General features: G+C 68.1%; 18 protein-coding genes. 14 read left to right on the top strand and 4 right to left on the bottom strand.

Features of this window, described 5'->3' with window-relative positions; genetic code table 11:
- Nucleotides 1-280 precede the first annotated feature (280 nt).
- The 11 genes from ilvC (at nt 281) to AC3DE2_RS11595 (ending at nt 10,739) form a co-directional block, all read left to right on the top strand.
- Nucleotides 281-1,291 carry a ketol-acid reductoisomerase gene (gene ilvC / locus AC3DE2_RS11645; protein ID WP_295377655.1) on the top strand — a complete coding sequence of 337 codons (1,011 nt, stop codon included), beginning with the start codon at nt 281-283 and terminating at the stop codon, nt 1,289-1,291.
- Nucleotides 1,288-3,012 carry an acetolactate synthase 2 catalytic subunit gene (gene ilvG, locus AC3DE2_RS11640; protein WP_488426311.1) on the top strand — a complete coding sequence of 575 codons (1,725 nt, stop codon included), beginning with the start codon at nt 1,288-1,290 and terminating at the stop codon, nt 3,010-3,012. Before ilvC ends, ilvG begins: the two co-directional genes overlap by 4 nt.
- Nucleotides 2,996-3,247 (top strand): ACT domain-containing protein, encoded by a 252-nt coding sequence (locus AC3DE2_RS11635; protein WP_141455474.1) that lies wholly within the window; start codon nt 2,996-2,998, stop codon nt 3,245-3,247. The genes ilvG and AC3DE2_RS11635 overlap by 17 nt, the downstream gene beginning before the upstream one ends.
- A gap of 78 nt (nt 3,248-3,325) precedes the next feature.
- Nucleotides 3,326-4,450, top strand: a complete 1,125-nt coding sequence (locus AC3DE2_RS11630; protein WP_295377650.1) for a threonine dehydratase — start codon at nt 3,326-3,328, stop codon at nt 4,448-4,450.
- Nucleotides 4,447-6,006 carry a 2-isopropylmalate synthase gene (locus AC3DE2_RS11625; protein WP_488426310.1) on the top strand — a complete coding sequence of 520 codons (1,560 nt, stop codon included), beginning with the start codon at nt 4,447-4,449 and terminating at the stop codon, nt 6,004-6,006. Before AC3DE2_RS11630 ends, AC3DE2_RS11625 begins: the two co-directional genes overlap by 4 nt.
- 8 nt (nt 6,007-6,014) lie before the next feature.
- Nucleotides 6,015-7,466 carry a 3-isopropylmalate dehydratase large subunit gene (gene leuC / locus AC3DE2_RS11620; RefSeq protein ID WP_488426308.1) on the top strand — a complete coding sequence of 484 codons (1,452 nt, stop codon included), beginning with the start codon at nt 6,015-6,017 and terminating at the stop codon, nt 7,464-7,466.
- Nucleotides 7,466-8,047, top strand: coding sequence for a 3-isopropylmalate dehydratase small subunit (leuD, locus tag AC3DE2_RS11615; RefSeq protein WP_488426307.1), 582 nt, complete (start codon nt 7,466-7,468; stop codon nt 8,045-8,047). The genes leuC and leuD overlap by 1 nt, the downstream gene beginning before the upstream one ends.
- The gene (gene leuB, locus AC3DE2_RS11610) at nt 8,037-9,125 is read left to right on the top strand and encodes a 3-isopropylmalate dehydrogenase (RefSeq protein ID WP_488426305.1); all 1,089 of its coding nucleotides are present in this window, start codon (nt 8,037-8,039) and stop codon (nt 9,123-9,125) included. The genes leuD and leuB overlap by 11 nt, the downstream gene beginning before the upstream one ends.
- 154 nt (nt 9,126-9,279) lie before the next feature.
- Complete coding sequence (locus AC3DE2_RS11605; RefSeq protein ID WP_488426304.1) at nt 9,280-9,642, top strand: hypothetical protein; 363 nt, start codon at nt 9,280-9,282, stop codon at nt 9,640-9,642.
- Nucleotides 9,643-9,708: 66 nt separating this feature from the next.
- Nucleotides 9,709-10,404 carry an aspartate/glutamate racemase family protein gene (locus AC3DE2_RS11600; protein ID WP_488426302.1) on the top strand — a complete coding sequence of 232 codons (696 nt, stop codon included), beginning with the start codon at nt 9,709-9,711 and terminating at the stop codon, nt 10,402-10,404.
- 11 nt (nt 10,405-10,415) lie between these two features.
- Nucleotides 10,416-10,739, top strand: coding sequence for a low molecular weight protein tyrosine phosphatase family protein (locus AC3DE2_RS11595; RefSeq protein WP_488426301.1), 324 nt, complete (start codon nt 10,416-10,418; stop codon nt 10,737-10,739).
- 98 nt (nt 10,740-10,837) lie between these two features.
- Here the strand turns inward: AC3DE2_RS11595 and AC3DE2_RS11590 are convergent, their stop codons facing one another.
- Together AC3DE2_RS11590 and AC3DE2_RS11585 are read right to left on the bottom strand one after the other, a co-directional pair.
- Entirely contained in the window at nt 10,838-14,008 is a 3,171-nt protein-coding gene (locus tag AC3DE2_RS11590; RefSeq protein ID WP_488426300.1) for an efflux RND transporter permease subunit, read from the bottom strand.
- Between the two features lie 76 nt (nt 14,009-14,084).
- Nucleotides 14,085-15,212 (bottom strand): efflux RND transporter periplasmic adaptor subunit, encoded by a 1,128-nt coding sequence (locus AC3DE2_RS11585; RefSeq protein ID WP_488426299.1) that lies wholly within the window; start codon nt 15,210-15,212, stop codon nt 14,085-14,087.
- Nucleotides 15,213-15,292: 80 nt separating this feature from the next.
- Here AC3DE2_RS11585 and AC3DE2_RS11580 point away from each other — a divergent pair, with 80 nt between their 5' ends.
- From AC3DE2_RS11580 to AC3DE2_RS11570, 3 genes are all read left to right on the top strand, one after another.
- A complete protein-coding gene (locus AC3DE2_RS11580) occupies nt 15,293-15,958 on the top strand; it encodes a TetR/AcrR family transcriptional regulator (protein ID WP_295380859.1) in 666 nt (221 codons plus the stop codon).
- Between the two features lie 147 nt (nt 15,959-16,105).
- On the top strand, nt 16,106-16,762 hold the full coding sequence (locus tag AC3DE2_RS11575; RefSeq protein WP_295380853.1) for a protein-L-isoaspartate O-methyltransferase family protein: 657 nt from the start codon (nt 16,106-16,108) through the stop codon (nt 16,760-16,762).
- A gap of 19 nt (nt 16,763-16,781) precedes the next feature.
- On the top strand, nt 16,782-18,170 hold the full coding sequence (locus tag AC3DE2_RS11570) for a TolC family outer membrane protein (RefSeq protein ID WP_295380846.1): 1,389 nt from the start codon (nt 16,782-16,784) through the stop codon (nt 18,168-18,170).
- Between the two features lie 55 nt (nt 18,171-18,225).
- Here AC3DE2_RS11570 and AC3DE2_RS11565 read toward each other — a convergent pair whose 3' ends face one another.
- Nucleotides 18,226-19,467, bottom strand: a complete 1,242-nt coding sequence (locus tag AC3DE2_RS11565; RefSeq protein WP_488426298.1) for a CaiB/BaiF CoA transferase family protein — start codon at nt 19,465-19,467, stop codon at nt 18,226-18,228.
- Nucleotides 19,468-19,470: 3 nt separating this feature from the next.
- Nucleotides 19,471-20,769, bottom strand: coding sequence for a lipid IV(A) 3-deoxy-D-manno-octulosonic acid transferase (waaA, locus tag AC3DE2_RS11560; protein ID WP_295380837.1), 1,299 nt, complete (start codon nt 20,767-20,769; stop codon nt 19,471-19,473).
- Nucleotides 20,770-20,786: the final 17 nt, after the last annotated feature.

The raw sequence follows: 20,786 nt of genomic DNA, 5'->3' as shown, positions 1-20,786 counted from the left end.
GAAAATTTTCCCGACGTGCTTGACAAGCCGCGAACGGGCATGTTTCTCTTGCCGCATGTTGCATCGCCACACGCCCCTGACCCACGACCTGCGGACCGCGCCCAGCGCGGCCTCCATTCTCGTCGTCGTCCTTATTACCTCGCCAACAGGTGCGGGACGAACCGGCGTGTAAGCAGAAAACAACGCCAGATTCGCAAAAACCCCGCACTGAGAAGTGCGGGGTTTTTTGTTGCCGCAGTTTCCAACCCACCCTGCCCTTCCCAACTCAGGAACTCCGCAAATGACCACCGCCGCCTCCTCCGCCCCGCAACCCAAGATCGCCGTCGTCGGCTACGGCAGCCAGGGCCGCGCGCACGCGCTGAACCTGCGCGAGTCCGGTTTCGACGTCACCGTCGGGCTGCGCCCCGGCGGTCCCACCGAGGCCAAGGCCCAGGCCGATGGCTTCCTGGTCAAATCACCGGCCGAGGCGGTGAAGGACGCCGACCTGGTCGCCGTGCTGACGCCCGACATGGTGCAGAAACAGCTCTACAACGAGGTGCTGGCGCCGAACATGAAGGCCGGCGCCTGCCTGCTGTTCGCCCATGGCCTGAACGTCCATTACGGCCTGATCGCCCCGCGCGAGGACCTGGACGTGGTGCTGGTCGCGCCGAAGGGCCCGGGCGCGCTGGTTCGCCGTGAATACGAAATCGGCCGCGGCGTGCCGTGCATCTACGCCGTCTACCAGGACAAGAGCGGCCAGGCCGAGGCGCTGGCGCTGGCTTACGCCGCCGGCCTGGGCGGCGCCCGCGCCAACATCATCAAGACCAGCTTCAAGGAAGAAACCGAGACCGATCTGTTCGGCGAGCAGGCGGTGCTGTGCGGCGGCGCGTCCTCGCTGGTCCAGGCCGGCTTCGAGACCCTGGTGGAGGCCGGCTACCAGCCGGAAATCGCCTACTACGAAGTGCTGCACGAACTGAAGCTGATCGTCGACCTGTTCTACGAAGGCGGCATCACCCGGATGCTGGAATTCGTGTCCGAGACCGCCCAATACGGCGACTACGTCAGCGGCCCGCGCGTGATCGACGCCGGCACCAAGGCGCGCATGAAGGACGTGCTGAAGGACATCCAGGACGGCACCTTCACCAAGAACTGGATCGCCGAATACGAAGCCGGCCTGCCGAACTACAAGAAGTACAAGCAGGCCGACCTGGAGCACCCGATCGAAGTGGTCGGCAAGCAGCTGCGCGCCAAGATGGTGTGGCTGCAGGCCAACGCCTCCCAACCCGATACAGAACAGGCCGCCGCCGCATGAACGCCGACGCTGCCACTGCCCCACGCAATGGCGCCCGCTGGTTGACCCAGGCCCTGGAAACCGAAGGCGTGGACACGCTGTTCGGCTATCCGGGCGGCACCATCATGCCGTTCTACGACGCGCTGGTGGACTCCCCGCTCAAGCACATCCTGGTCCGCCATGAGCAGGGCGCGGCACTGGCCGCCAACGGCTACGCCCGCGCCAGCGGCAAGGTCGGCGTATGCGTGGCCACCTCCGGCCCCGGCGCCTCCAACCTGGTCACCGGCATCGCCGACGCGATGCTGGACTCGGTGCCGATGGTCTGCCTGACCGGGCAGGTCGCCACGCCGTTGATGGGCACGGACGCGTTCCAGGAACTGGACGTATTCGGCCTGACCATGCCGATCGTCAAGCACAGCTTCCTGGCACGGCGGGTGGAAGACCTGCCGGAGATGGTCCGCGAAGCCTTCCGCATCGCGCGCGAAGGCCGGCCCGGGCCGGTGCTGATCGATCTGCCCAAGGACGTGCAGATGGCCGATGCCTCGCATCTGCCCGATCACGTCCCGGCCACGGTCGACCCGGTGCCGGCTCCCGCGGACGCGCGGCTGGCCGAGGCGATGGCGGCGATCGCCGGCGCGGAAAAGCCGGTGATCTACGGCGGCGGCGGCATCGCCCTGGCCGACGCGGTGGACGCGTTTCGCCAGTTCGTCGAGGCCACCCGCATCCCCACCGTGCTGACCCTGCGCGCGCTGGGCGCGCTGCCGGGCAACCATCCGCAGTTCCTGGGCATGCTGGGCATGCATGGCACCCGCGCCGCCAACATGGCGGTGCAGGAAGCGGATCTGCTGGTGGTGGTCGGCGCCCGTTTCGATGACCGCGCCACCGGCAAGCTGGCCGAATTCGCGCCGTTCGCGCGGGTCGTGCACCTGGACGCCGACGCCTACGAAATCTCCAAGCTGCGCGGCGCCGACATCGCCATCCCCGGCGACGTCGCCGCCGGTCTGCGGACCCTGAGCGCGGCCCGCAGCACCTGCGAGGAGTGGCGCAAGCGCTGCGCCGGCAACCGCGAGCGGCATGGCTTCCGCTATGACGCACCGGGCAGCGACATCTATGCGCCCGCCCTGCTGAAGCGGCTGACCGAAGTGGCGCCCGCCGACACCATCGTCGCCTGCGACGTCGGCCAGCACCAGATGTGGGTCGCCCAGCACTGCAAGTTCGGCCACCCGCGCAACCACCTGACCAGCGGCGCGTTGGGCACCATGGGCTTCGGCCTGCCGGCGGCGATGGGCGCGCAGTTCGCCTGCCCGGATCGCGCCGTGGTGCTGGTCAGCGGCGACGGCAGCTTCATGATGAACGTGCAGGAACTGGCGACCATCGCCCGCTGCAAACTGCCGGTGAAGATCGTGCTGCTGGACAACAGCGCGCTGGGCATGGTCCGGCAGTGGCAGGAACTGTTCTTCGCCGAGCGCTACAGCGAAATCGATCTGTCCGACAACCCCGACTTCACCGCGCTGGCGCAGGTGTTCGGGATTCCCGCCCGCCGCATCGAACTGCGCAACCAGGTCGACGAGGCGCTGGCCGAACTGCTGGCCCAGCCCGGTCCGGCGCTGCTGCACGTCGCCATCGACATCAAGGCCAATGTGTGGCCGCTGGTGCCGCCCAACCATGCCAACAGCTCGATGCTGGACGCCAATCCCGCCAAGCAGAGCCCGGAGCCCTCCTCCCATGCGATACCGGCTTGACCTGGTGCTGAAACCGGCCGAGGGCGCGCTGACGCGCGTGATCGGCATGGCCGAACGGCGTGGCTTCGCGCCGCGCGCCATCAGCGGCGAGCCCGCGCCCTCGGACGGGCGCTGGCGCGTGCAGCTGGTGGTCGATGGCCAGCGCCCGCCCGAAACCCTGCGCCTGCAGATGCAGAAGATCTACGACTGCGAATCGGTCGAGATCACCGCCGTCGACTCCGGGGAGGCCGCGTGATGAACACGTTGTCCGCCCACGCCGTCGACACCCACGTCCGGAGGCGTCTTCTTCAACATCAGCCGTTCGCGTGCCGCGATGCCTGATGCCGGACGCGCCGCCAGCAGCGAAGACCCGGACGTCGGTGACGTCCGGGTCAGCGTGGCCGACGTGCTGGCCGCGCAGGCGCGCCTGCGCCGCTACCTGCCGCCGACGCCCCTGCACCATGCCGAACGCTTCGGCGTGATGCTGAAGCTGGAGAACCTGCAGCGCACCGGCTCGTACAAGGTGCGCGGCGCGCTGAATGCCTTGCTCGCCGCGCGTGAACGCGGCGACAGCCGCCCCGTCATCTGCGCCTCCGCCGGCAACCACGCGCAGGGCGTGGCCTGGGCCGCCTACCGGTTGGGCGTGCAGGCCATCACGGTGATGCCGCACGGCGCACCGGAAACCAAGATTGCCGGCGTTGCCCATTGGGGCGCGACCGTGCGCCAGCACGGCGCCAGCTACGACGAGGCGTTCGCGTTCGCCCGCGACCTGGCCGAACAGAACGGCTACCGCTTCCTGTCCGCCTTCGACGATCCGGATGTGATCGCCGGACAGGGCACGGTCGGGATCGAAATCGCGCCACACGCGCCGGACGTCGTCATCGTGCCGATCGGCGGCGGCGGCCTGGCCTCGGGCGTCGCCCTGGCGTTGAAGTCGCAGGGCGTGCGGGTGATCGGCGCGCAGGTGGAAGGCGTGGATTCGATGGCGCGTGCCATCCGCGGCGACACCATCGCGCGCGATCCCGCCGCCTCGCTGGCCGATGGCGTGCGGGTCAAGATCCCCGGCTTCATCACCCGCCGGCTGTGCGCGCACCTGCTGGACGACGTGGTGATCGTGCGCGAAGCCGAACTGCGCGAAACCCTGGTGCGGCTGGCGCTGGAGGAACACGTCATCGCCGAGGGCGCCGGCGCGCTGGCGCTGGCCGCCGGCCGGCGCGTGGCCGGCAAGCGCAAATGCGCGGTGGTGTCCGGCGGCAACATCGACGCGACCGTGCTGGCGCGCCTGCTGTCCGAAGTCCGCCCGCGTGCGCCGCGCAAGCCGCGCCGCCGCAATCGCGAAGGCGAGCCTTCGCTTACCGGGACGCCACCGCGCAGTCCCGCTTCCACCCCATCCATCGCAGCGCCGCCCGTGCCCCGCCAACGCCGCGCCGCCGCCGTCGCAGAGGAATCCAGCTGGTGAATACGAACATTCCCCAATCCCCCCCATCCGATCACGTCCGCATCTTCGACACCACCCTGCGCGATGGCGAGCAGTCGCCCGGCTGCAGCATGACCCCGCAACAGAAGCTGGTGATGGCGCGTGGCCTGGCCGATCTGGGCGTGGACATCATCGAGACCGGCTTCCCGGCCAGTTCGCAATCGGACCGCGAGGCGCACGCGCTGATCGCCCGCGAGCTGCGCGAGCCCACCCTGGCGGTGCTGTCGCGCTGCCTGGCCGCCGACATCGAAACCTCGCTGCGCACCGTGCAGGCCGCCGCCCGTCCGCGCCTGCATCTGTTCCTGTCGACCAGTCCGCTGCACCGCGAGCACAAGCTGCGCATGAGCCGCGAACAGGTGCTGGAATCGGTGCACAGGCATGTGACCCTGGCGCGCGCGCACATCGACGACGTCGAGTTCTCCGCCGAGGATGCGACCCGCACCGAGGAGGATTTCCTGCACGAAGTGGTCGCCGTCGCGATCGCCGCCGGCGCCCGCACCATCAACCTGCCCGACACGGTCGGCTTCACCACCCCGGAGGAAATCCGCGGCATGTTCCAGCGCGTGATCGCGCAGGTGCCCGGCGCGGACAAGGTGGTGTTCAGCACCCACTGCCACAACGATCTTGGCCTGGCCGTGGCCAACTCGCTGGCGGCCATCGAAGGCGGCGCACGCCAGGTCGAGGGCTCCATCAACGGCATCGGCGAACGCGCCGGCAACTGCGCCATCGAGGAAATCGTGATGGCGCTGAAGGTACGCAACGCGTTCTACAACCTGGATACGCGGGCGGACACCCGCCGCATCGTGCCAACCTCGCAACTGCTGTCGCGGCTGGTCGGCATGCCGGTCCAGCGCAACAAGGCGATCGTCGGCGCCAACGCCTTCGCCCACGAGTCGGGCATCCACCAGCACGGCATGCTGCGCCATCGCGGTACCTACGAGATCATGCAGCCGCAGGATGTCGGCTGGCCGTCCTCGCAGATGGTGCTGGGTCGGCACAGCGGCCGCGCCGCGGTCGAGCAGCGCCTGCGCGCGCTGGGCTACTGGCTGGACGAGGAAGAACTGAAGCTGGTGTTCGAGCAGTTCAAGGCGCTGTGCGAGAAGCAGCGCGTGGTCGGCGACGCCGATCTGCAGACGTTGATGCAGGACGCGTCCGTCAGCGACGGCTACCGCCTGGCCTCGATGACCATCAGCGACGTCGGCAGCCGCGCCAACGCGCTGGTCGAGCTGTCGGATCCGGACGGCAACCGCGTCGCCGAGACCGCCCAGGGCAATGGCCCGGTCGATGCGCTGTTCGGTGCGTTGTCCGCCGCCACCGGCGTGCAGCTGCAGCTGGAAAGCTACCAGGTGCACAGCGTCGGCATCGGCGCCGACGCGCGTGGCGAGGCCAGCCTGTCGGTGCGCTGCGAAGGCGAGGAATACGAGGGCACCGGCACCAGCAAAGACATCATCGAGGCCTCGGCGCTGGCCTGGCTGGACGTCGCCAACCGGCTGCTGCGCCGTCGCCGCGTGACCAGCCAGGAAATGGCGGCCGCCTAATCCGCGACATGAATCCCATCGACCCATCGACCATGACCACCCAACCTCCCCGTACCCTGTTCGACAAGCTGTGGGACGCACACGTCGTCAGTCCCGAGAGCGACGCCGCGCCCGCGGTGCTGTACATCGATCTGCACCTGATCCACGAGGTCACCTCACCGCAGGCCTTCACCGAGCTGAAGTCACGCGGCCTGAAGCCGCGCCGCCCGGATCGCACCAAGGCGACCATGGATCACTCCACCCCCACCCTGCCCGCTGGCGCCGACGGCAAGCTGCCCTACTACACGGCCGCCGCCGAAACCCAGGTCGAGACGCTGGCGCGCAACTGCGCCGAGCACAGCATCGAACTGTTCGACATGGGTTCGGACCAGCGCGGCATCGTCCATGTCATCGCGCCGGAGCTGGGCTTCACCCAGCCGGGCATGACCATCGTCTGCGGCGACAGCCATACCTCCACCCACGGCGCGTTCGGCGCGCTGGCGTTCGGCATCGGCACCAGCGAGGTCGGCCACGTGCTGGCCACCCAGTGCCTGCTGCAGCGCAAGCCGAAATCCATGGCGATCACCGTGGATGGCGAACTGGCGCCCGGTGTCGGCGCCAAGGACGTCATCCTGCACATCATCGGCGTGATCGGCGTCAACGGCGGTACCGGCCACGTGATCGAGTATCGCGGCTCGACCATCCGCGCGATGGACATGGAGCAGCGCATGACCCTGTGCAACATGTCGATCGAGGCCGGCGCGCGCGCCGGCATGGTCGCGCCGGACAACACCACCTTCGCCTGGCTGGCACGGGCGCCGCGCGCGCCCAAGGGTGCCGATTTCGAGCAGGCAAAGCGTGAATGGTCATCACTGCGCAGCGACGACGGCGCCGGCTACGACGTGGAGGTGCGCATCGACGCCGCCGACATCCGCCCGACCCTGACCTGGGGTACCCATCCGGGCACCGCGATCGCGATCGACGCCCCGATTCCCGCCGCCAACGATGCCGCCGCGCGCAAGGCGCTGGACTACATGGCGCTGGAGGCCGGGCACGCCCTGGCCGGCACGCCGGTGGACGTGGTGTTCGTCGGGTCCTGCACCAACGGCCGCCTGAGCGACATGCGCGAGGTCGCCTCGGTGCTGCGCGGCCGCAGCATCGATCCGCGCGTGCGCATGCTGGTCGTGCCGGGCTCGGAACAGGTCAAGCGCCAGGCAGAGGCTGAAGGCATCGACGCCGTCGTGCGCGCCGCCGGCGCGGAATGGCGTGAACCCGGCTGTTCGATGTGCATCGCCATGAACGGTGACCTGGTCGCGCCGGGCCAGTTGGCGGTCAGCACCAGCAACCGCAATTTCGAGGGCCGCCAGGGGCCCGGCTCGCGCACCCTGCTGGCCTCGCCGCTAAGCGCGGCCTGGGCGGCGGTGAACGGACGGGTCAGCGATCCACGCGAACTGTTCGGCGTACGCAAGGAGGTGGCCTGATGAGCGGTTTCCGTGAACTGCGGTCGCAGAGCGTCGTGCTGCGCCAGACCAACATCGACACCGACCAGATCATCCCGGCCCGGTTCCTGTCGACCACCGAGCGCGCCGGCCTGGGCCGCAACGCGTTCAACGACTGGCGCTGGCAGGCCGACGGCTCGCCCAATCCCGCGTTTCCGTTCAACCAGCCGGAAAACGCCGGGCGGAGCATCCTGCTGGCCGGTCGCAACTTCGGCTGCGGCTCGTCGCGCGAACATGCACCGTGGGCGCTCATCGATCTGGGCCTGCGCGCCATCGTCAGCAGCGAGATCGCCGACATCTTCCGCAACAACAGTCTGAAGAACGGCTTGCTGCCGGTGGTGCTGGCCGAGGATGACGTGCAGGTGCTGATGGAGCGCCCTGACGATGAACTGGCCATCGACATCGCTGCGCGCGAGCTGCGCACGCCCGATGGCCGCGTCTTCTCCTTCCCGCTGGATGCCTTCGCCCAGACCTGCCTGCTGGAAGGCGTCGATGAAATGGGCTACCTGCTGGCCCGCCAGGCCGATATCGAACACTACGAGGAAACCCGCCATGCGCGCTGAAATCGCCATCCTGCCCGGCGACGGCATCGGCCCGGAAGTCACCGCCGCCGCCGTCTCCGTCCTGCGTACCGTGGCGCGCCGCCACGGCCACGACTTCTCCTTCGCCGAACACGACATCGGCGGCATCGCCATCGATCGCCACGACGATCCGCTGCCGGCCGCCACCCTGCGCGCCTGCCAACAGGCCGACGCGGTGCTGCTGGGTGCGGTGGGTGGGCCGAAATGGTCCGACCCCAACGCGAAAATCCGCCCCGAACAAGGCCTGCTGGCGCTGCGCCGCGGCCTGGGGCTGTTCGCCAACCTGCGGCCGGTCCGGCCGCATCCGGCCGCGCTCAACGCCTCGCCGATCAAGCCTCACCTGCTGACCGGCGTGGACATCATGGTCGTGCGCGAACTGACCGGAGGCATCTACTTCGGCGACAAGACCCGCGATGAGCGCGGCGCCAGCGATCTGTGCAGCTACAGCGTCACCGAGATCGAGCGGGTGGTGCGCAGCGCCTTCCGCCTGGCCCGCCAGCGCCGCGGCTACCTGGTGTCGGTGGACAAGGCCAACGTGCTGGAAACCTCGCGCCTGTGGCGCGATGTCACCGCCCGCATCGGCCGCGAGGAATTCGCCGACGTCAAACTGGAGCACGTGCTGGTCGACGCGATGGCCATGCATCTGCTGTCCCGCCCGCGCGAGTACGACGTGATCGTCACCGAAAACATGTTCGGCGACATCCTGACCGACGAGGCCTCGATGCTGGCCGGTTCGCTGGGCCTGCTGCCCTCCGCATCGCTGGGCGACGGCAAGGTCGGCCTGTACGAGCCGATCCACGGTTCCGCGCCCGACATCGCCGGCAAGGGCATCGCCAATCCCTACGCCACCATCCTGAGTTGCGCGATGCTGCTGCGCCATTCCCTGGGCCTGCACGAGGATGCCGACTGCATCGAACGCGCCGTCGACGGTGCGCTCAACGCCCAGGTATTCACCAACGATCTGGCCGCCGGCGGCCGCGGTGTCTCGACCCAGGTCGCCGCGCAGGCGGTGATCGAACAGTTGAACGAGCATTGCTACGTGGCCGAACTCAGGGACTGAGTCTGCTCTCTCTGGTGGGCGGGCTTCGGCCCGCCTTTTTTTTGGCCGCGCGTCCGTCCCTTCGCTTGCAGCCGTCGCCGGGGACGGACATAGTCGCCTCGCCTTCGGGAGGAACGCGGACATGGCACCAGACAGGAAGCAGCGCCTGAAACTCGTGGTTTCCACCACGCTGGTCACCCTGTGGGGCATCGGCGCGCTCGCGGAATGGCCCGTCCTGGGCGGCATGCTTCCGCTTGCCCTGGTCTTCCTGCTCGACGCAGGGACGGATCCGCGCGACCGCGCCGCATCCAGTGCCCTGGACTGGATGCAACCGCGGCTGATTCCCCTTTTCGCGCTGCTGTTCTTCGGCGCGTTCCATCTGCTGGCAAACCACGGGTTTCCGGACCTCGGACTTGCGCATGTCTGGCGTGGATGGCTCGTGATTCCCACGTGGATCCTGCTGCTCGCGCAGCTCATCTTCCCGTCCGACCCGGCGCCGGCGGGGGAAACCCGGCAAGCCCCGGAACGCGTCTACTGATGCGAGTCGAGTAATGCTGCCGCCCCCTGCGTGCGCGCGGGTTTCCTTCGCCACTACAATGCCGACATGAAAACCATTGGAATGCTCGGCGGCATGAGCTGGGAATCCACCGTGCCCTACTACCGCCTCATCAACCAGCGGGTGCAGGAACGGATCGGTGGACTGCACTCGGCCAGGATTCTGCTCTACAGCGTGGATTTCCATGAAGTTGAACAACTCCAGCACGCCGGAGATTGGGACCGCGCGGGCGCATTGCTGGCGGATGCCGCCAGGCGCCTGCAGGGCGCGGGCGCGGATTTCCTGGTGATCTGCACCAACACCATGCACAAGGTCGCGCCGACGGTGGAAGCCGCGACGGCGCTGCCGCTGCTGCATATCGCCGATCCCACCGCCCTCGCGATCGCCTCGAAAGGCTTCCGCCGCGTCGGGCTGCTCGGCACGCGTTTCACGATGGAGGAAGATTTCTATCGTGCCCGTCTGCAACGCGAACACGGCCTGGAGGTGCTCGTTCCCGAGGCGGGGGACCGCCTCGAAGTCCACCGCGTCATCTATGACGAACTCTGCCAGGGCCTCATCGATGACGCATCGCGCGCCCGCTATCGCGGTGTCATCGAACGCCTGGTCGCGCGCGGCGCGGAGGCGATCATCCTGGGCTGCACGGAAATCTCGCTGCTGGTCGGGTCGGCGGATTCACGCGTCCCGCTGTTCGACACGACCTCGCTGCATGCCCGTGCCGCGGCCGACCACGCGCTCGACGGTTGAAGCCAACACGCATGCGCAAGGTGCTTTTCATCTGCAGCCAGAACCGGTTGCGCAGTCCGACCGCGGAACAGGTGTTCGCGGATTGGCCGGGGGTGGAAACCGCCTCGGCCGGCCTGAACAACGATGCGGAAAATCCGCTCACGCCTGAGCTGCTGGCCTGGGCGGACGTGGTGTTCGTCATGGAGCGCGCGCACCGCAACAAGCTGTCGTCTCGATTCCGTCGCCACCTGGGACGCCAGCGCATCATCTGCCTCGACATCCCGGACGACTACGACTACATGGATCCGGCCCTCGTCGCGCTGCTGCGCGCCAGGGTCCCGCGACATCTCGGGTAACGGCCTGCGCCGCCGCGGGTCCGTTCCGGTCCAACGCCGACCGGATGCGCATGGCGGTGGACCGAAGTCCACCGCCAGTCATTGCAACGTCCGGGTAATCAGGCCGTGTCGCCTTCCTCGGGCTTGACCTTGAACCAGGCCGCGTACAGCGCCGGCAGGAACAGCAGGGTCAGCAGGGTCGCCACGGTCAGCCCGCCCATGATCGCCACCGCCATCGGCCCGAAGAACGCGCTGCGCGAGAGCGGGATCATCGCCAGCACCGCCGCCAGCGCGGTCAGCACGATCGGACGGAACCGGCGCACCGTGGCGTCGATGATCGCGTGCCAGCGGTCGTGGCCGGCATCGATGTCCTGCTGGATCTGGTCGACCAGGATCACCGAGTTGCGCATGATCATGCCGGCCAGCGCGATGGTACCGAGCATGGCGACGAAACCGAACGGCACCCGGAAGATCAACAGCGCCAGGGTCACGCCGATCAGGCCCAGCGGCGCGGTCAGCGCCACCAGCGCCATCCGCGGGAAGCTGCGCAACTGCAGCATCAGCAGGGTCGCCACCACCAGCAGGAACAGCGGCATGCCGGCGTTGATCGAATTCTGGCCGCGTGCCGAATCCTCGACGGTGCCGCCGGTCTCCAGCAGGTAGCCCTCCGGCAATGCCTTGCGGATGTCTTCCAGGGTCGGCTGGATCTGGCCCACCACGGTCGGCGGCGTCAGTGAATCGGTATTGAGGTCCGCGCGCACCGTCACCGTCGGCAGGCGATTGCGGTGCCAGATGATGCCATCCTCGAAGGCGTACTCGAGGTTGGCGATCTGCGACAGCGGCACGCTGCCGCCGTTGCTGGTCGGCACCGCCAGGCTGCCCACCAGATCCATGCGCGCGCGCTCGCGTTCCGGGCCACGCAACAGGATCTCGATCAGTTCGTTGCCTTCCCGGTAAGTGCTGACATGCAGCCCGGACAGCGAACTGGTCAGGAAGTGGGACACCTGCGCGGTACTGACGCCCAGCGCGCGCGCGCGATCCTGATCGATCACCAGGCGCACGATCTTGCTGGGCTCGTCCCAGTCCAGGTTGACGTTGGCGACATGCGGATTCGCCCGCACCTTCTCGGCCACCTGGCGCGCCAGCGCCTGCACGCGCTCGATATGTTCGCCGGAGACGCGGAACTGGACCGGATAGCCCACCGGCGGGCCGTTCTCCAGGCGGGTGACCCGGAACTGCAGCTGCGGGAACTGCCGCGCCACCTCCTCGATCAGCCACTTGCGGGTCGCCTCGCGCGACTCGATGTCATCGGCCAGCACCACGAACTGGGAGAAATTGGCCTGCGGCAATTGCTGATCCAGCGGCAGGTAGAAGCGCGGCGAACCGGTGCCGATGTAGGCCACGTAGTTCTGGATGCCTTCGCGCCTGGCCAGCAACTTCTCCAGTTGGCGCGCCTGCGCGTCGGTGGACTTGAGCGAGCTGCCCTCGGCCAGTTCCAGATCCACCATCAATTCCGGACGCACCGAATCGGGGAAGAACTGCTGCGGGATGAACCGGAACATCACGATCGACAGCACGAACGCCAGCGCGGTCACCCCGATCACCAGCCAGCGATGGCGCAGGCAGGCGTCCAGCAGCTTGCGGAACTTCTGGTAGAACGGCCGCTGGTAGGGATCATGCTCGTGCGCGTCGTGCGGCGCCGGCTCCAGCCAGCCGGCCAGGGCGGGATGGCGATCGGCCAGGCGCGCACGCAGTCCATGCCAGCGCGCGGCCAGCGAGCCCGGCTTCGGCGCACGCGGCTGGTCCAGGTCCGGCAGCATCTTGTCGCCCAGGTACGGGATGAACAGCACCGCGGCGATCCAGGACACCACCAGCGCGATGGTCACCACCTGGAACAGCGAACGGGTGTACTCGCCGGTGCTGGAGGCCGCCGTGGCGATCGGCAGGAAGCCGGCCGCGGTGACCAGGGTGCCGGTCAGCATCGGGAAAGCGGTCGACTCGTAGGCGAAGCTGGCGGCCTTCAGCCGGTCGTAGCCTTGCTCCATCTTGATGGCCATCATCTCCACCGCGATGATGGCGTCGTCCACCAGCAGGCCCAGCGCCAGCACCAGCGCGCCCAGCGAGATCTTGTGCAGGCCGATGCCAAAGTAATGCATCACCGCGAAGGTCATCGCCAGCACCAGCGGAATCGAGACCGCGACCACGAGGCCGGTGCGCAGGCCCAGCGAGAAGAAGCTGACCACCAGGACGATGACGACCGCTTCGGTCAGCACCCGCACGAATTCGCCGACCGATTCCTCCACCGCATGCGGCTGGTCGGACACCTTGCGCAGCTGCATGCCAACCGGCAGGGTCTTCTGCAGGCGCTGGAACTCGTGTTCGAGGGTATCGCCAAGCTTGAGGATGTCGCCACCGTCCTTCATCGCCACCGCGATGCCGATGGCGTCCTCGCCCATGAAGCGCATCTTCGGCGCGGACGGATCCGCGAAGCCGCGCCGCACCTCCGCGATGTCGCCCAGCCGGACGGTGCGGCCGCCGGCATGGATCGGGAATTCGCGGATTTCCTCGACCGTGCTGAACTCGCCGCTGACCCGCAATTGCACGCGATCGCTCGGCGTCTCGAAGAAGCCGGCGGAAGTCATCGCGTTCTGTTCATCCACCGCCTGTTGCACCGCGGCCAGCGGGATGCCCAGCGTGGCCAGCTTGGTGTTGGACAGCTCGATCCAGATCTTCTCGTCCTGCAGGCCGACCAGTTCCACCTTGCCGACATCGGACACGCGCTGCAGTTCCAGTTGGATGCGATCCGCGTAGTCCTTCATCACCGCATAGTCGAAGCCGGGACCGGTCAGGGCGTAGATGTTGCCGAACGTATCGCCGAACTCGTCGTTGAAGAACGGTCCGACCGTGCCTTCCGGCAAGGTGTAGCGTACGTCGCCGACCTTCTTGCGGATCTGGTACCAGAGTTCGGGAATGTCCCTGGACTTGAGCGAGTCGCGGGCCATGAAGATGACCTGCGATTCCCCCGCACGCGAGTACGAACGGATGAACTCGTACTTGCCCGTGGTCATCAGCGCCTTCTCGATGCGCTCGGTGACCTGCTTGGACACTTCATCCGCGGTCGCGCCCGGCCACACCGTGCGCACCACCATTGCCTTGAAGGTGAACGGCGGATCCTCTGACTGGCCGAGGTGCCGGTACGACCAGCCACCGATCAGCGCCAGCACGATCATCGCGAACAGCACCAGCGAGCGGTTGGTCAGCGCCCACTCGGAGACATTGAAGCGGCGCATGATCAGCGGCTCCCTTCAGCGTGCGGGGCGCCCGGAACCCGCCCGGGCGCGCGCGCCTTCCCTGTCGGCGCCTTCATCACGGCGCACCCTTGGCCGGCGTCGCCAGCACGGGGCGGTTGTCGCGGTCCACCGGGGTTACCGTCACGCCCTCGCGCAACAGGTGCCCGCCTCCTGCGACCACCCAATCGGTTGCGGCGACACCCGACAGCACCGGCACCTCGGTATCGCCGTAGGCACCCAGTCGAACCGGGCGCAGGCCGACCTTGCCGGTCTTCGGATCCACCACCCACACGGCGGTGCCGCCCTGGGCGCCGCGCTGCACCGCCGACAGCGGCAGCTTCAGCGCCGCCTTGGCGCCATGTTCCTGCACGTAGACGCGCGCGCTCTGGCCGAGTTCGACCGCGTTGACCGCCTCGCCGACCAGGCTGACCCGCGCCGCGTAGGTACGGGTCTGCGGATCCGCCGCCGGGGCGATTTCACGGATCGTGCCCGGCAGGCGTTCGCCGGGCGCGTTCCACAATTCCACCAGCACCGGCTGGTCGACATTGAACTCGCGGATGCGGTTCTCGGGCAGGCCGATCGCCACCTCGCGCCCGCCATCGGCGGCCAGCGTATAGATGGTCTGGCCGGCGGCGACCACCTGGCCGGCCTCGGCCTGGCGGCTGGCGATCACGCCGTCACGCGGCGCGCGCAGTTGCGAATAGCCGGCCTGGTTGCGCATCACTTCCATCTGCGCGCGAGCCGCGCGGGCGCGACCCTCGGCCGCCTTGTAGGCCGCGACCTGGGCGTCGTAAGCGGAGCGACTGACCACCGCCTGCTCCACCAGCTTCGCGTAGCGATCGCGATCGCCGCGGGTGCGGGCCAGTTCGGCTTCGGCCGCCGCCAGTTCGGCGCGCGCGGCCTGTTCCTGCAGGCCGAAATCGCCCGCATCCAGCACCGCCAGCACTTCGCCTCGGTGGACCCGGGCGCCGGCGTCCACGTTGCGCCGGATCAGGTTCCCGCCGACCCGGAACGACAGCGGGCTTTCCTCGCGGGCCCGCACTTCGCCGGCGTACGCCGTCAGCGCGGCGTCGACACCGCCCGAGGGGTGTACCACCATGGCCGGGCGCGGGATTTCCGCGGTTTCCCCGCTATCCCCGCAGGCCGACAGCGCCAATCCGAGGAACAGACCCATTCCGATCCCGCGCAAGCCGTGCCCGTGCATGGCGACTCCGTTGTCATTCAGTAATTAATGGACTTGCCGGTATAGTATAAATATCGAACCGAGTAGTCTAGTATTGCCGAATGGCCAGCCCCGTTCCTCCCGCCAGCCGCCGTCCAGCCGCCAAGCCCGCTCCCGGGCCGGGGCGTCCCAAGGATCTCGGCAAGCGCGCCGCCATCCTGGATGCCGCCAAGCGGCTGTTCGCCCGCGAGGGTTTCGGCGGCACGTCCATGGACCAGATCGCCGCCGAAGCCGGCGTCTCCAAGCTCACCGTATACAGCCATTTCGGTGACAAGGAGGCCTTGTTCACCGAGGCGGTGCGGGCCAAGTGCGAGGAAATGCTGCCCGACGACCTGTTCCAGATCGAACTGGAGGGGCCGCTGCGCGACCAGTTGCGGGTCATCGCCCAGGCCTTTTTTGCCCTGATCAGCAGCGACGAGGCCATCAGCACCCAACGGATGATGATGGTCCCGGGCAATATCGACGACAACCTGAAGCAGGTGTTCTGGCAGGCCGGTCCCCAGCGGACCCACGATGCCTTCGCCGCCCTGCTGCAGGCGCGGGTGGACGCCGGGGAACTGGATATTCCGGAGGTTCCGCGTGCCGCCGAGCAGTTCTTCACCCTGATCAAGGGCGATCTCCACGGGCGCATGATGTGTGGGTTCGGCGAGCGGCCGGGCCGGGGCGACGTGGCCAGCCATCTGGACGCCTGCGTGGACCTGTTCCTGCGGGCGTATGGCAAGCGCTAGGCCCGTGCAACCGCGGATTACCGACGGAGGTCGCGATGACTTCCGGCACTGCGCCATGGGGGGGCCAGCCGCGATCCTTCCCGAGCGCGACCGGAGCCGTCCCGGTAAAATGTTCGGCCCAGTCCCACGCGCCGGATGACTTCCCCCATGACGATCGATTATTCCCTCGCCCGCGAAAACATGGTCGAACAGCAGGTACGCCCCTGGGACGTGCTGGAAGTTCGCGTGCTGGACGTGCTGGCCACGCTGCCGCGCGAGGCCTTCGTGCCGGAGATTCACCGCGCGCTGGCGTATGCGGATCTGGAAATCCCGCTGGGCCACGGCCAGAAGATGATGAAGCCGGTGCTCGAGGGTCGCGCCCTGCAGGCGCTGAACATCCAGTCCGATGAGGAAGTGCTGGAAATCGGCACCGGCAGCGGCTACCTGGCCGCCTGCCTCGGCGCGCTCGCGCGCGACGTGGTCAGTCTGGAAATCCAGCCCGAACTCGCCTCCGCGGCGCGCGAGCGCCTGGAGCGCACCGGCCTGGGCAACAACGTCCGCATCGAGACGGCGGATGCGCTGCACTACACCACCGATCGCCGTTTCGACGCGATCTGCGTGACCGGTGCGGTCGACAGCATCCCGGCGCGCTTCCTGGAATGGCTGCGTCCCGGCGGCCGCCTGTTCGTGGTCCGTGGCCAATCGCCGGTGATGGAAGCGGTGCTGCACCACGCCGATGTCAACGGCGCGCGCGTCGAATCGTTGTTCGAGACCGATCTCGCCTACCTCGTCGGTGCCGCCCCGGCGCCGAAGTTCGTCTTCTAAGGATAAATAAGGAACCCGCATGAGCCGTCGCCCCCTCGTACTCGCGCTCGCCCTTGCCCTGCCCTTCAGCGCCAGCGCCACCGACCTGCTCCAGACCTTCGATCTGGCGCGGACCGGCGATACCCAGCTGTCGATCGCAGAATCCAACACGCTGAACACCAAGGAAGGCAAGGTGCAGGCACGTGCCGCGCTGCTGCCGCAGCTCGACGGTTCGGTCGGTTACGACCGTACCCATAGCAGCCGTCCGGGCAGTTTCCAGCAGGATCAGTTCGGCAACGTCGTCTCCGTCGGCGATACCAAGGGCCGTTCGTATGGCGCAACGCTGAGCCAGTCCATCTTCGACTGGAGCCGGATTTCCAATCTGCGTGCAGAGCGGGCCAACAGCACGGCGGCCGACTACAACCTCAACTCGTCGAACCAGGAACTGATCACCCGCACCTCGGCGGCCTACTTCGATGTGCTGATCGCGATCGAGTCGCTGGCCGCGGCCCAGACCAACGAGGCCGCCGCCAAGAAGCAGTTCGACTACACCCAGAAGCGCCTGGAAGTCGGCCTGGCACCGATCACCGACGTGCATGAAGCCCGCGCCCAGTACGACAGCGCCCGCGCCAGCACCATCCTGAGCCGCAATGCCCTGGACGACGCCTACCGCGCCCTGACCGAACTGACCGGCCAGCCAGTGAGCAACCTGCAAGGCCTGCCGGATGATTTCCGTCCGGAACTGCCGGCCGAGCAGTCGGCACAGGGCTGGGTGGATCGCGCGGTGGAACAGAATCCCGCATTGAAGGCCGTCGAGTTCCAGAAGCAGGCGGCCGACTTCGGCGTGTCCAGCGCGCGCGCGGGCCACTATCCGACGCTCAGCTTTCAGGGCAGCTACAACAACGGCGCCAGCTGGGATTCCGTGCATGGTCCTGGCAGCCCGGGCATCTCGCAGGACAATGAAGGCTACAAGTGGGGCATTTCCTTGAACGTGCCGCTGTTCGCCGGTGGCGCCACCCAGTCGCGCGTGCGCCAGGCCCTGGCCCAGCGCGACATCGCCGACGATACCGTCGAGCAGACCAAGCGCGCCCTCATCCGCAATACCAGCAACGTCTACCAAGCCCTGGTCGCGGGCGTGAGCGAAGTCGAGGCCCGCCGCCTGGCGGTGGTGTCGGCACAGAGCGCCTACGATGCCTCCGAGGTCGGCCTGGAAGTCGGTACCCGCACCGTGCTGGACGTGTTGCAGAACCAGCGCACGCTGTTCCAGGCCCAGGTCGAGTACGCCCGCTCCAAGTACCAGTACCTGCAGAACCGGCTACTGCTGGAGCAGGCCGCCGGCACGCTGGAGCGCGGTGACGTGGAGGACGTGAACCGGCTGTTGACGGTCAATGCCGAGGCGCGTCTGGCGCCGGCGGCCACCACGAACTGACCGGTTTTTCATCCGCAGATGAGAAAAGGCGGGCCTCGGCCCGCTTTTTTTTTCGTCATTCGATGGCGTCCTGCGCGCGAAGATCATCGATTTCCTGCGCCGACCAGCCGAACTCCCGCAGGACTTCGTCGGTGTGCTGCCCCCGCATGGGAGGCGGACGCCGGTATTGCACCGGCGTCGCCGAGAGCCGCAGAGGACTGGCCACCATCGGCAATGCGTCCTGTTGCGGGTGATCGATGGCCAGCCGCAGGCCGCGGGCGCGTACCTGCGGATCCGCGAACACTTCGTCGATCGCGTTGACCGGGCTGCAGGGAATGCCGGCCGCCTCGAGCGCCTCCAGCCATTGGGCGCGATCGCGCCCTCGCATCACGGCAGCGATCAGCGGCACCAACTGTTCACGGTTCCGTACCCGGTCGGCGTTGCGCGCGAAGCGTGGATCGCCAGCCCATTCCGGATGTTCCGCGATGACGCAGAAGCGGGCGAACTGGGCGTCATTGCCGATGGCGAGGATGACGTGGCCGTCGGCGACCTCGAACGCCTGGTACGGCACGATGCTCGGATGGCCATTGCCCATCCGGTGCGGCACGCGTCCTCCCACCAGGTACTGGCTGCCCAGGTTCGCGAGCATCGCCACCTGCGCATCGAGCAGGGCCATGTCGATCACCTGTCCTTCACCGGTGGCATCACGGTGCCGCAACGCGGCGAGGATGGCGACGGTGGCGTACATGCCGGTGAACAGGTCCGCGACCGCCACGCCGACCTTCTGCGGCCCCGCGCCGGGAACCCCGTCCCGCTCGCCGGTCACGCTCATCAATCCACCCATTCCCTGCACCGCGAAGTCGTAGCCGGGACGGTGCGCATACGGGCCGGTCTGACCGTAGCCGGTGATCGAGCAATAAATCAGGCGCGGATCGGCGGTGCGCAGGCTGTCGGCATCCAGGCCGTAGCGCGCCATGTCGCCGACCTTGAAGTTCTCGACCACCACGTCGCAGTCGCGCGCCAATCGGCGGATCAGGACCTGTCCCGCCGGTGAGGCGATGTCGATCGCGAGCGAACGTTTGTTGCGGTTGGCGCACAGGTAATAGGCGGACTCGCCGGTTTCGTGACCGTCGCGATCACGCAGGAACGGCGGGCCCCAGCCACGGGTGTCGTCACCGCTGCCGGGGCGCTCGATCTTGATCACTTCGGCCCCCAGGTCGGCAAGGGTTTGGGTGCACCAGGGGCCGGCCAGCACCCGCGACAGATCCAGCACGCGCACGCCGGCCAGGGATTGCGGAGGCGACGGGGCAAACTCCACGCGTCAGTCCACCGCGGGTGGCAGATCGGGCGCGATCATCGCCAGTGTGCGGGCGAGCGCGCCACGACCATGCTCCACCAGCGCGCGTCCGTTGTCGGCCATGCGCTGGCGTTCGATCGGATCGGCCAGCAGCCGCTGCACCGCCGCCGCCACCGCCTGCGCGTCCTGGCCGACGATCAAGGCGTCGGCTTCCTTGAGCAGCTTGGTGATCTCGACGAAGTTGTGCAGGTGCGGCCCGGTCACCGCCGGGGTTCCCACCGCCGCCGGTTCCAGCAGGTTGTGGCCACCAATCGGCTGCAGGCTGCCGCCGACGAACGCGACGTCGGCGCAGGCATAGAACGAGGCCAGTTCACCCAGGGTGTCGATGACGAAGACATCGCTGTCGGTGCCCGGCCAACGCTGGCCGCGGCGGGTGCCGGTGCGCAGGTGCGCCGCTTCGGCTGCCTCCTGCACGCGCGCGAACCGCTCCGGATGGCGCGGCGCCCACAGCAGCAGCAGATCCGGCCATTGCTGGCGCAGATGCCGATGGATGGCCAGCACCGCCGACTCTTCGTCCTCGTGGGTACTCGCCGCGATCCAGACCGGGCGTTGGCCGACGCTCGCGCGGAATCCCGCCGCGAACGCATCCAGTCCTTCCGGCATCCGCACGTCGAACTTGAGGTTGCCGATGTCCCGCACCTGTTCCGGACGGGCGCCCAGTACCACGAAGCGGCGGGCATCGGCATCGGACTGCGCGGCGATCCGGCGCAGGGTGCCCAGGGTGCGCGCGATCAGCGGTCGCAGCACGCTGTAGCCGCGCAGCGAGCGCGCCGACAGGCGGCCGTTGAGGATGTAGGTCGGGATATGCCGATCCTGGCAGCCGAACAGCAGGTTGGGCCAGAGTTCGGTTTCCATCACCAGGCCGATGGCGGGGCGGTAGTGATCGAGGAAACGCCCGACCGCGCCGGGCAGATCGTAGGGCGCGTAGACGTGCTCGACGCTGTCTCCCCACAGCGCGGCGACCCGCTCCGAACCGGTCGGGGTGATGGTGGTCACCACCCAGCGCAGGTCCGGCCGCGCGCGGCGCAGCGCTTCCACCACCGGCGCGGCGGCGTTGACTTCGCCCACCGACACCGCGTGCAGCCAGATGTCGGCCGGCTCGGGTCTGCGCTCGTAGCTGCCGAAGCGTTCGTTCCAGCGCTGGAAGTACTCGGCGAAGCGGAAGCCGCGCCAGATGAGGTGGTACACGGTGACGGGCGTCAACAGGTACAGCGCGGCCGAGTACAGGCCACGCAACAAACGCTCGGTGAAGTCCTTCCGCATCGGGAAAGGATAGGTAA

The sequence above is a fragment of the Pseudoxanthomonas sp. 68-E7 genome (assembly GCF_057773145.1).
The sequence above is the reverse complement of the archived record's forward strand: the minus strand, read 5'-3'. Positions and strand labels throughout refer to the sequence as shown.

Coding starts and splice junctions, on each gene's coding strand:
- AC3DE2_RS11630 (WP_295377650.1), top strand. CDS start 3,326: ATGCCTGATGCCGGACGCGCCGCCAGCAGCGAAGACCCGGACGTCGGT.
- leuC (WP_488426308.1), top strand. CDS start 6,015: ATGAATCCCATCGACCCATCGACCATGACCACCCAACCTCCCCGTACC.
- AC3DE2_RS11635 (WP_141455474.1), top strand. CDS start 2,996: ATGCGATACCGGCTTGACCTGGTGCTGAAACCGGCCGAGGGCGCGCTG.
- AC3DE2_RS11570 (WP_295380846.1), top strand. CDS start 16,782: ATGAGCCGTCGCCCCCTCGTACTCGCGCTCGCCCTTGCCCTGCCCTTC.
- leuB (WP_488426305.1), top strand. CDS start 8,037: ATGCGCGCTGAAATCGCCATCCTGCCCGGCGACGGCATCGGCCCGGAA.
- AC3DE2_RS11595 (WP_488426301.1), top strand. CDS start 10,416: ATGCGCAAGGTGCTTTTCATCTGCAGCCAGAACCGGTTGCGCAGTCCG.
- AC3DE2_RS11580 (WP_295380859.1), top strand. CDS start 15,293: ATGGCCAGCCCCGTTCCTCCCGCCAGCCGCCGTCCAGCCGCCAAGCCC.
- waaA (WP_295380837.1), bottom strand. CDS start 20,769: ATGCGGAAGGACTTCACCGAGCGTTTGTTGCGTGGCCTGTACTCGGCC.
- ilvG (WP_488426311.1), top strand. CDS start 1,288: ATGAACGCCGACGCTGCCACTGCCCCACGCAATGGCGCCCGCTGGTTG.
- leuD (WP_488426307.1), top strand. CDS start 7,466: ATGAGCGGTTTCCGTGAACTGCGGTCGCAGAGCGTCGTGCTGCGCCAG.
- AC3DE2_RS11585 (WP_488426299.1), bottom strand. CDS start 15,212: ATGCACGGGCACGGCTTGCGCGGGATCGGAATGGGTCTGTTCCTCGGA.
- AC3DE2_RS11600 (WP_488426302.1), top strand. CDS start 9,709: ATGAAAACCATTGGAATGCTCGGCGGCATGAGCTGGGAATCCACCGTG.
- AC3DE2_RS11575 (WP_295380853.1), top strand. CDS start 16,106: ATGACGATCGATTATTCCCTCGCCCGCGAAAACATGGTCGAACAGCAG.
- AC3DE2_RS11590 (WP_488426300.1), bottom strand. CDS start 14,008: ATGCGCCGCTTCAATGTCTCCGAGTGGGCGCTGACCAACCGCTCGCTG.
- ilvC (WP_295377655.1), top strand. CDS start 281: ATGACCACCGCCGCCTCCTCCGCCCCGCAACCCAAGATCGCCGTCGTC.